This is a genomic window from Nonomuraea sp. NPDC048892 (assembly GCF_040649735.1).
Classification (GTDB): domain Bacteria; phylum Actinomycetota; class Actinomycetes; order Streptosporangiales; family Streptosporangiaceae; genus Nonomuraea; species Nonomuraea maheshkhaliensis.
Genome location: NZ_JBEZFZ010000010.1, coordinates 206,197 through 215,166, shown reverse-complemented (window position 1 = coordinate 215,166; position 8,970 = coordinate 206,197). Strand labels below are relative to the sequence as shown.

Genomic DNA, 8,970 nt, shown 5'->3' with positions numbered 1-8,970 from the left:
TGCAGTCGCTCATCGCCAGCAGCCGAGGACCGGGAAGACCGTTCTCCTGCCAAGAGGGGAAATCACACGCTGTGGCGACCCGATAGCCGGCCAGGACGTAACCCGACTCCATCGCGCCATCCTCGCTCAGCGGCCGGCACGCCCGTCAACGCATTTTGCTCCCGAGCTGAGTGCCACGATGAGATCGTCCTGGTTGTCGGCGGCCCACTGCGGGGAGGAGGCCGGGTCAGGCGGCCAGGCGTAGGGCGCGGGCCACGTCGGTGGTGGCCGCCGAGGTCTCCTTGGCGGTGTAGCCGTCGCGCATGGAGGTGCCGAGGTCCTTCAGCCCGTTGCCGCTGAGCGTGATCACGATGCGCAGGCCCGGCTCCAGCTCACCTTTCGCGTGCCGGTCGAGCAGCCCCGCCACCCCCGCCGCCGAGGCCGGCTCGGCGAAGACGCCGTCGCGGCGGGCGAGCAGCCGGTACGCGGCCAGGATCTGCTCGTCGTTCACCGCACCGATCAGCCCGCCGGACTGGTCGCGGGCGGCGATCGCGCCGTCCCAGGTGGCGGGGTGGCCGATGCTGATGGCGCCGGCCACCGTACGCGGTTCGGCGACGGGCGCGCCGTGGACGAGCGGGGCGGCTCCGGCCGCCTGGAAACCCCACATGCGCGGCAGCCCGTCCGACAGACCGGCCTCCCGGTACGTACGGTAGCCACCCCAGGTGGCGGTGATGTTGCCGCCGTTGCCCACCGGCAGGCAGTGCACGTCGGGCGCGCCGCCCAGAGCGTCCACGATCTCGTACGCCACCGTGCGCTGACCCGCCAGGCGCGGCTCGTTGCCGACCGAGTTGACCAGCGCGATCGGGTGGTGGGCTGCCAGGTCGCGGGCCACCCGCAGGCAGTCGTCGAAGGTGCCGTCGATCTCGACGATCTCGGCGCCGTACCGTACGGCCTGGCTCAGTTTGCCCAGCGCCACGCCGCCCTTGGGCACCAGCACGGCGGCCGTCACCCCGGCGCGGGCGGCGTAGGCGGCGGCCGAGGCGCTGGTGTTGCCGGTGGAGGCGCAGATGACGGCCTCGGCGCCGGCTTCGGCCGCCCGGCTGATCGCCACCGTCATGCCGCGGTCCTTGAACGAGCCGGTCGGGTTAGCGCCCTCGACCTTCAGCCAGACCTCGCAGCCGGTGCGGTCGGACAGGTGCTCCGAGCGCAGCAGCGGAGTGTTGCCCTCGTTGAGCGAGATCGACGGGGTGTCGGCGGTGACCGGCAGCCAGCGCCGGTAGCCGCTGGCCAGCAAACCATGCCAGGTAGTCATGCCCCACACCGTAACAACTGTTTCGTGCATGTCGTCAAGGCAGAACTGATGTAACATTCGTCATCATGGAGAACGATCCGATCGCGAGCCGCCTCGGGGCCGTCTATCCGGAGCTGCCGCCCGGGGAGCGGGCGGTCGTGCGGGTGCTGCTCGACGACTATCCGTTCGCCGCACTGGGCTCGCTGCGCGCCCTCGCCGAGCGCGCCGGGGTGAGCCCGCCGACGGCGTCGCGGCTGTTCGACCGGCTGGGGTATGACGGGTTCGCCGACTTCCAGGCGGCGGTACGGGACGGGGCGCGGGATCGGTCCCGGCTGCTGGAGTTCATCACCCACCGGCCGCAGGCGAACGAATCCGGCGGTCCGCATACAGGCCGCTCGGGCGGCGATGCCCCGGTCGGAGCCGCAGGTCCAGGTGTACGGAGCGGAGCCGCAGATCCGGACGCGCCGGCCGGCGAGGAAGGCGCGGTCACCCTGTCCGGCGAGGCGGGACCGGTTGCCCCGGACGGCGGGGCGAGCGCGCGTGCGTCGGGCGCCACGGCGGGCGCACGTGTGTCGGCCGGCGAGGTGGGCGCGAGTGCGTCGGACGGCGGAGCGGGCCTCGCCTCGTTGTGGCAGGCCGCCGAAGACCTGCGTGCCGGGCTCGACGGCACCCTGACCGCCGTACCAGAGCCGCTCTACCACCGAGCCGCCGCCCTGCTCGCCGAGGCGGGCTCCGTCTGGGCGCTGGGCGGCCCGCTGAGCGAACTGGCCGCCGACTACCTGATCCGCCAGTTGGCCGGCCTGCGCCCCCGGGCCGAGCGGGTGCCCGGCTCCGCCCCCGGCCGCGCCCGTACCGTGCTCGACCTCACCGCCTCCGACGTGGTCGTGGCGTACGACTTCCGGCGCTACTCCCCCAGAACGGCCCGTTTCGTGCACGCCGCACGAGCCAGGGGCGCCCGGCTGGTGCTCGTCACCGACGCCTGGGGATCGCCGCTGGCGGCCGAGGCGGAGGTGCTCATCAGGTTGCCGCGCGAGGCCGCCGGGCCGATCGCGCCGCTGGCCCACGAGATCGCCGTCAGCGAACTCCTGCTCGTCGCCACGGCCGCCCGCCTGGCCCCGTCCGCCGCCGGCCGCCTGGCCGCCCTCGACGAGCTCACCCAGACGTTGTGACCGGGATCGGCGAGGCCCCCGTCCCCGCCGATCCGGGACAAGCCGTCTCAGCCGGGAAGGGCCGGCCTGGTGTCGCTCCAGCCCATGTCCAGGACCGCCCGGTAGTTCAGCACCCGGCCGGCGACCTGCCATTTCTCGCTGTCAGCCCCGGGCACGAGCTGGACGTCGCGGCTGCCCAGAACCTTGCCGGCCCGCCGGTCGAAGAGCACCTCCCGCTGGATCTCCCCCCGCCCGTCGGCGCTCCCGAACGTGGCCGCGAGGCTGATCGCCGGCCGGCCGAGCGGATCCGTGACGGCCCCGAGCTGCCGTACGCCCGGATAGTCGGTGATCAGACGCATGAGTCCGGCTCGCACCTGGGGCGGCACGGGCGTGTCCACGAGGACGAAGATGGCCCTGCTGAGCACCTGTGCGGGGTCGTCGCAGCGCCTCGGCGCCCGGACCCGCCCGTCGGGAACTTGACCGAGCCCTCGCACAGCAGCTTGCGCAGTTCCTCCGGATCGGCGGTCAGCTCCTGCAGTTCCCGGTAGGTGAAGTGGCCGACGCCGCTGATGAGGAAAGTGCCGCCGCTCCGGTAGCCGGGAGAGTCCTCGCGCCAGGCGCCGGACTTCGCCCGGACCGTCCTGCTCGCCCCTGACGAGCCCACCGTCCAGCTCGAAGGGGAACCCGCCGCGGGCGCGCCCCGTCCACGCGAAGTACTCGCTGCGCTCCTCCACGACGTAGCCACCGGTTCTGCCGCGCGAGCCGCGAAGGAATGGCGCTGGGCCGGGTATGCCTTCGGGTGCAGCCGGTCCACCGCACGAAGCAGGCGCACCTCGTCGCGGCGGTGCCGGTTGATGAGGTTGGTGGCGATGCCGTACAGCCAGGGACGGGCGCTGCGGCGGCTCACGTCGTAGCGGCGGCGCTGCCGGAAGGCGAGGGCGAAGGTCTCGGCCGAGACGTCGTCACCGGCCTGCGGGCCGAGCCGGCGGGAGACGTACCGGTGGATCTCCGCATAATGCGCGTCGAAGACGGCGCCGAAACGCTCGGGCTCGGCCCAGGACCGTTCGATCACCACGGCGTCGTCCTGCGGCGGTGCGGCGACGTCCCGGTGATCGGTCATGGACGGCTCATTCATGCGTACGACTCATTCATTCAAGGGCCTTGAGGTCGGCGGGACAACGTCACCCCGTTGTTGTCCGCAGCCCGCCTTCGCCTTCCCCTGAACCTCCCCGCCCCGGCCCGAGAGCTTCAGACCGCTGCCTCGGGGCCGAACCAGTGGGAGAGGGCTTCGCGCAGCGTGGGCGTGGCGGTGGCAAGGAAGCAAGGACCCGCCGGCCGCCGGGATGTCGATCCCGGCGAAGCGCACCGGCTCGGCGGCTGAGGCGTTGTGCCGGCGCGTCCAGCGCAGCGGCTCCTCGACTCCCACGGGGATCGACGTGGCGAGCAGGCCCGCCAGCTCGTCGTCCGGGCCTTCTCCTTGGGCCCAGGCGCCCAGGGGGAAGCCCTCGCTGAAGCCGTACTCGAAGGCCAGGACGGTGAAGCCGCAGCGTTCGGCCAGGAACCGCAGGATGCGCAGGCGCAGGAGCGCGAACTCGGTGAGGAAACGGGCATGCTGATAGCTCGATTCTGATCGTGGAAAGTGAAGGGGGCGGGGCTCGGCGGTGTGCCCTACCGGCTGAGGGCCGCCGCTTCCTCCAGCTCCGCGACACTGCCGGACATGATCGTGCGTACGTGCTCGGTGATCTGCTCAAGCGGCCAGTCCCACCACGCCACGGCCAGCAGGCGGTCGATGTCGGCGTCGCTGTGACGACGGCGGATGAGCCTGGCCGGGTTGCCGCCGACCCGTAGTCGGGCACGTCGTCCAGACCACGGCGCCGGAGGCGATGATCGCTCCGTGGCCGATGCGCACACCGGGCATCACCATGGACCGGTAGCCGAACCAGACGTCGTTGCCCACCACGGTGTCACCCCGTCCCGGCAGCCCGGTGACGAGGTCGAAGTGCTCGGCCCAGGAGCCGCCCGTGATCGGGAACGGGAAGGTCGAGGGGCCGAGTTTCTCCGGGCCGTAGTGGTAGAGCACGTTGCGGGTCTCGAAGGCGGTCGGATCGTCCGGGTCGTCGTAGTAGGAGAACTCGCCGACCTCGATCAGCGGGGAGGTGACCACCGGCTTGAGCAGCACGACACGGGGGTGCTCGGGCATGGGGCGCAGCACGGTCGGGTCGGCGGAAACGGCCATCACGCAGTCGTCTTCTTTCCCATGAGGGTGTGGGGCGGTACGGGACATACTTAACGGTACGGAACGTCCCGTACCGATAAGGTGTCGTCATGACCGACACGCCGCACCGTCGCGGTGCCGACAGGACCGCGGCCATCATGCGGGCCACGCTGGAGCTCGGCCAGGAGATCGGCTACGCCAAACTGAGCATGGAGGCGGTCGCCGCCCGCGCGGGCGCCAGCAAGCAGACCGTCTACCGCCGATGGCCGTCCAAGGCGGCGCTGCTGTTCGACTCGCTGCTGTCAGTGAACGAACCCGCCCTGGACTATCCCGACACCGGCGACATCGTGGCCGACCTGCGCACCCAGATCCACTCGGCCGTCGACCTGCTGACCGGGCCACCAGTCGGCCCCCTGTTCAGGGCCCTGATCAGCGAGGCCCAGCACGCCCCCCAGATCGCCGCCGCGCTCAACGAACGCTTCATCGGCCCGCAGGCGGACAAAACCGTCGCCCGCCTGCGCAAGGCCCGCGACGAGGGTCAGCTGTCGCCCGCCTTCGACCTCACCCTGGCGATGGCGATCCTGTCCGGCCCGCTGTACTTCCAGCTCCTGATCACCCAGGAGCCTTTGACGCATGCGTACGTCGACCGCATCCTCGACGCCCTCTTCACCGGCCTCGGCCCCTCCCCCGCATAGAGAGGCCGGCATCCGCCCGGGAGCGCGATCACCGAGGCCGTCTCACACCGCCCGCAGCGACATGAAATGAGCATCATGACGACCTCCTCCGCGCCACGTTCTTCCGCAGAGATCCGTGCCTACCTCAAAGACCAGCTCAACCAGGCGCTTCGCCGTCCCGGCATGTACGGCGACGAGATCGCCCTGCGTCTGCTGTTCGACCACCTGGCCTACGCGGAACACCAGGACGAGGAGTTCGCGCAGGCGTTGCGGACCTTGACCTCGCGGGGCGCTTTCAACGGCGGCGGTGTAACCGGAGCGATCAGCACCGTTCTACCCGATTCCAGCGGCCATGGCGTCGCATCGATCTACGCCGAACTCGCCCACGATCGCGAGTGGTTACAGGCCGACAGAACCCTGACCCCCGACGAGTACGCCGATATGCGCCGGACGCTCGTCGGCTGGGCCGCCCACGACCGCACCTTCACCGACGTGCGAGAGCTGTTCGGCCCGCCCTCGCTTCTCATCGGTGGCACCAACCCGTATTTCGGCAAGACGCTCGCCTACCTGACCTCGCACGCGGCGGCGCCGATCGTCTTCTTCCATTTCTGGAACGGAAGCGACTCGCAGGCCGAAAAGACCCGGCCCCCCATCTACGACGAACCTGTCCTGCTGGCCGTCCGCGCCGGAAGAGGCGCGTTCAAGGACACCTTCACGTTCACGCCGGAAGGCGACAGACGCCGTCCCGCCCGGCATCCAGCGACCGGCGCCTAGACCCGCTTCCGGTTGCGGATCTTGATGTCGCGCAGGTCCGTGACCCCGATCCGGAGGATCTCGTGCGGGTGGCCGTGCGCCTCCAGGGCCATCATCGCCCCGAGGGTCGCCTCGTCCTCCCCGTCGTCGGGCCCGGCCGGCACCTGGCAGCGGAACGTGAACACCGACACACCCTCGTCGTGGGTGAACGTCCCCGCCTCGGTGAAGGCGGCGCCCCCCGCGGCCAGCACGGCGGCCCGGCCCGCGTCGTCGAGGTCCTGGAACTTGCCCCTGATCGTCACTCTGAACACGACCTCAGTCCTTCCGTACCGCGTAGTCGAGCAGTTTGCCGCCGAGCATGCTCTCGGCGGCGTCCAGCAGATCCAGCACGGCGGCGGCGATCGCGTCGGGATCCTGGCCCGCCGCCGCGCGCCGGCCGATCTCGGTCAGGACCATCGCGTGCAGGGCGGCGAGCTGGCAGGCCGCCACGCGCGGCACCGGATCGCCCGGCGCCGCGCCGGTCTCCTCGGCCAGTACGGCGGCCAGCGCGTCGGTCATCTGGTGGGCGAGGTCTTCGAGCCGGGCGCTCAGTGTCGGGGCCGCCCGCATCATCTCCAGGAAACGCCCGAAGCCCGCGCTCAGACCGACCTGCCGCTCGCGCCCGCGCACCTCCCGGCGCAGCCGGGCCAGCACCGCCCCGACCGCCGACTCGCCGGCGGCGCGCTCGCGCACGATGCCGGCCAGTCGCTGCGGCGAGGCCTCCTCCGGCGGCAGCACCAGGTCCTCTTTGGCCTGGAAGTAGTTGTAGACGGTGTTGACCGACACCTCGGCGGCCTCGGCCACCTCGGCGATCGTCACGTTGTCGAAGCCGCGCTCGACGAACAGCCCGATGGCCACCTCCGAGATGTGCCGCCGGGTCTGCCGCTTCTTGCGCTCCCGCAATCCTTCCGCCATGACGTCAAGCCTACTGCAAACTTTAAGTACATTGCATTTTTGGAGTGCAGTGTAGATTTAGCCCAGGGCAGGCGAGGCCGTACGAAGGTGGTCGCTTTCCCAAAGAGCCGAGTGCCCGCTTCAACGAATGCCCGCTTCAAGGGGACGAGGCGCGCGCAGGCGGCAGCCGTCGTCGAGCGGATCATGAGTGATGTGGCGCCGGGCCCGGACGCCCCATCAGCATACGTCTCGCCTGTCCCCGTTGTCACAGAGGCACCCCGAAAAGGTCAGGTCAGCAGTGGTACGAGCTGCTTCTCCTCATAGTCGAGGTGGGCCTCCAGCTCCCCGGTCAGCCGGCCCACCTCGGCCAGCAGCTCGCTGGGGGCGACGTCCGTACGGTCGAGCAGTGTCTTGAGCTCGCCGAGCAGCCGGGCGATCACCTCGTGCTCGGCGCGCAGCCGCTCCATCGCCGGCGCCAGCTCCGGATACTGGTGCTCCAGCGCGGGGAACATGAACGAGTCCTCGCGGGAGTGGTGCACGTCCAGGCCCTGGCACAGCGTCAGGCAGTTGACCCGCAGCTGCGCGCCCACGCGCGGGCCCGACCTGGCGGTCTCGGCGCGGATGAGGGCCAGTTCGCGGCGGAACGCGTCGTGCACGGTGATCAGGGCGTCGGCCAGGGAGCCGCTGGGCGGGCCCGCGTCGATCGGCAGCAGCGCCACGACCGGCAGCACGCGGCCGGAGCGTTCCTGGTAGGCGCCCCAGCCGGGGTCGGCCTCGACCGCGCGGGCGAAGAGGCGCTCGCGTTCCTCGCCCTCCAGCACGACGGCCTCCGCCTGGTAGGTGAAGGCGCCGTCCTCCACGGTGACCTGCGGGTTCGCCAGCAGGTTGTGGTACCAGGCCGGGTGCCGGGGCGCGCCGCCCGCCGAGGCGATGACGAGGCTGCGGTCGCCGTCGGGCAGGCAGCCGAGCGGGGTGGTGTGCGGGGCGCCCGTCCTGGCGCCGACCGTGGTCAGCAGGAGCAGCCTGGCTCCCTCGAAGGGGCCGCTGACCAGGCCCTTGTTGGCACGGAATTCGTCGATGATCTGCTGGTTGAAGCTCATGGGCATGCTGAGTACCGGCTCCTCGCGGGTGGGTGTCGATGACATGGGAGACCCGCGCGGGCATGCCCGCCGTACGGGTGCTACGACACCGCAGAAGGCATGGGGAGACGCGCGGGCGCGGTGTGCTCAGGCACGACCGGTGGTGTGAGTGGCCATCACGTCAATCCCCTTTGGTACGGCGCCTCCATGCCTCCGTCCGTCCTCCCGGCGGTGACACGCGACGCGACCGCCATTACGCCCATATTCGCGGGCGACTGTCAACCGGGCGCCGTCACGTGAGGGCTGAGTACAGTAACGATAGTCATCGGTGGAGAGGAGGCATGATGACCGTCACGGCCGACGAGCCGACCTGCTCGATCGAGCGGAGCCTGCAGATCCTCGGAGAGCGGTGGACGCTGCTGATCCTGCGCGAGCTCTTCCTGGGCAGGCACCGCTTCGCCGACATCAGGGACTCCCTGGGCATCGCGCCCAACCTGCTGAGCACGCGGCTGAAGACCCTGGTCGGCGCCGGGGTGGTGCGCACGCTCACCTACCAGGAGCCGGGCAGCAGGCAGCGCCGCAGCTACCACCTCACCAAGGCGGGCGCCGACCTGAGCGTGGTGCTCGGCGCGTTGCAGCAGTGGGGTGACACGCATCGCGCCCGTCCGGCCGGGCCCTCGGCCCTGCGCAGGAGCCGCTCCACCGGCGAGCCGGTGCGCGTCGCGTTCGTCGACGAAGCCGGCCACGAGGTGGCCCGCGATGACGTCCTGCTGGACGTCCGCCCGTGATCTCCACCCGTGATCGAGGACAGGGCTTTGCCGCAGGTTGAGATAGGGCGCGGGCCCACCGGGCAGAGCCACCCCGCACGCCCACAGCTTCGGCGGACCGGCAGCGAAAG

At 71.0% G+C, this 8,970-nt stretch carries 12 protein-coding genes; 4 read left to right on the top strand and 8 right to left on the bottom strand.

Translation table 11 applies throughout. The features are described from left to right. Positions 1-226 precede the first annotated feature (226 nt). Positions 227-1,291, bottom strand: a complete 1,065-nt coding sequence (thrC, locus tag AB0C28_RS30900) for a threonine synthase (RefSeq protein WP_358079448.1) — start codon at positions 1,289-1,291, stop codon at positions 227-229. Between the two features lie 65 nt (positions 1,292-1,356). On the opposite strand from thrC, the gene AB0C28_RS30895 reads away from it, so the two are divergent. Then, on the top strand, positions 1,357-2,439 hold the full coding sequence (locus AB0C28_RS30895; RefSeq protein WP_358079446.1) for an SIS domain-containing protein: 1,083 nt from the start codon (positions 1,357-1,359) through the stop codon (positions 2,437-2,439). Between the two features lie 47 nt (positions 2,440-2,486). On the opposite strand, the gene AB0C28_RS30890 is transcribed toward AB0C28_RS30895, so the two are convergent. The 4 genes from AB0C28_RS30890 to AB0C28_RS30875 form a co-directional block, all read right to left on the bottom strand. After that, entirely contained in the window at positions 2,487-2,777 is a 291-nt protein-coding gene (locus tag AB0C28_RS30890; protein ID WP_358079444.1) for a hypothetical protein, read from the bottom strand. Then, on the bottom strand, positions 2,768-3,538 hold the full coding sequence (locus AB0C28_RS30885) for an RNA polymerase sigma factor (RefSeq protein WP_358079442.1): 771 nt from the start codon (positions 3,536-3,538) through the stop codon (positions 2,768-2,770). Before AB0C28_RS30885 ends, AB0C28_RS30890 begins: the two co-directional genes overlap by 10 nt. Before the next feature lie 24 nt (positions 3,539-3,562). After that, on the bottom strand, positions 3,563-3,976 hold the full coding sequence (locus AB0C28_RS30880) for an erythromycin esterase family protein (RefSeq protein ID WP_358079571.1): 414 nt from the start codon (positions 3,974-3,976) through the stop codon (positions 3,563-3,565). 189 nt (positions 3,977-4,165) lie between these two features. Further along, positions 4,166-4,654: a hypothetical protein gene (locus tag AB0C28_RS30875; protein ID WP_358079568.1), complete on the bottom strand. Its 489-nt coding sequence runs from the start codon at positions 4,652-4,654 to the stop codon at positions 4,166-4,168. Between the two features lie 89 nt (positions 4,655-4,743). Between AB0C28_RS30875 and AB0C28_RS30870 the strand changes: the two genes are divergently transcribed. Together AB0C28_RS30870 and AB0C28_RS30865 are read left to right on the top strand one after the other, a co-directional pair. Beyond that, positions 4,744-5,328, top strand: a complete 585-nt coding sequence (locus AB0C28_RS30870) for a TetR/AcrR family transcriptional regulator (protein WP_358079440.1) — start codon at positions 4,744-4,746, stop codon at positions 5,326-5,328. Positions 5,329-5,394: 66 nt separating this feature from the next. Then, positions 5,395-6,081 (top strand): hypothetical protein, encoded by a 687-nt coding sequence (locus AB0C28_RS30865; protein ID WP_358079438.1) that lies wholly within the window; start codon positions 5,395-5,397, stop codon positions 6,079-6,081. Here the strand turns inward: AB0C28_RS30865 and AB0C28_RS30860 are convergent. The 3 genes from AB0C28_RS30860 to AB0C28_RS30850 all read right to left on the bottom strand — a co-directional run bounded on the left by AB0C28_RS30860 (position 6,078) and on the right by AB0C28_RS30850 (position 8,138). Beyond that, positions 6,078-6,371, bottom strand: a complete 294-nt coding sequence (locus AB0C28_RS30860; RefSeq protein ID WP_357861021.1) for a DUF6204 family protein — start codon at positions 6,369-6,371, stop codon at positions 6,078-6,080. The genes AB0C28_RS30865 and AB0C28_RS30860 overlap by 4 nt on opposite strands. Positions 6,372-6,375: 4 nt before the next feature. Next, positions 6,376-7,014, bottom strand: a complete 639-nt coding sequence (locus tag AB0C28_RS30855; RefSeq protein ID WP_358079436.1) for a helix-turn-helix domain-containing protein — start codon at positions 7,012-7,014, stop codon at positions 6,376-6,378. A gap of 266 nt (positions 7,015-7,280) precedes the next feature. Then, positions 7,281-8,138: a nitroreductase/quinone reductase family protein gene (locus AB0C28_RS30850; protein WP_358079434.1), complete on the bottom strand. Its 858-nt coding sequence runs from the start codon at positions 8,136-8,138 to the stop codon at positions 7,281-7,283. A gap of 275 nt (positions 8,139-8,413) precedes the next feature. Between AB0C28_RS30850 and AB0C28_RS30845 the strand changes: the two genes are divergently transcribed. After that, positions 8,414-8,860, top strand: coding sequence for a helix-turn-helix domain-containing protein (locus tag AB0C28_RS30845; protein ID WP_358079432.1), 447 nt, complete (start codon positions 8,414-8,416; stop codon positions 8,858-8,860). Positions 8,861-8,970 lie beyond the last annotated feature (110 nt).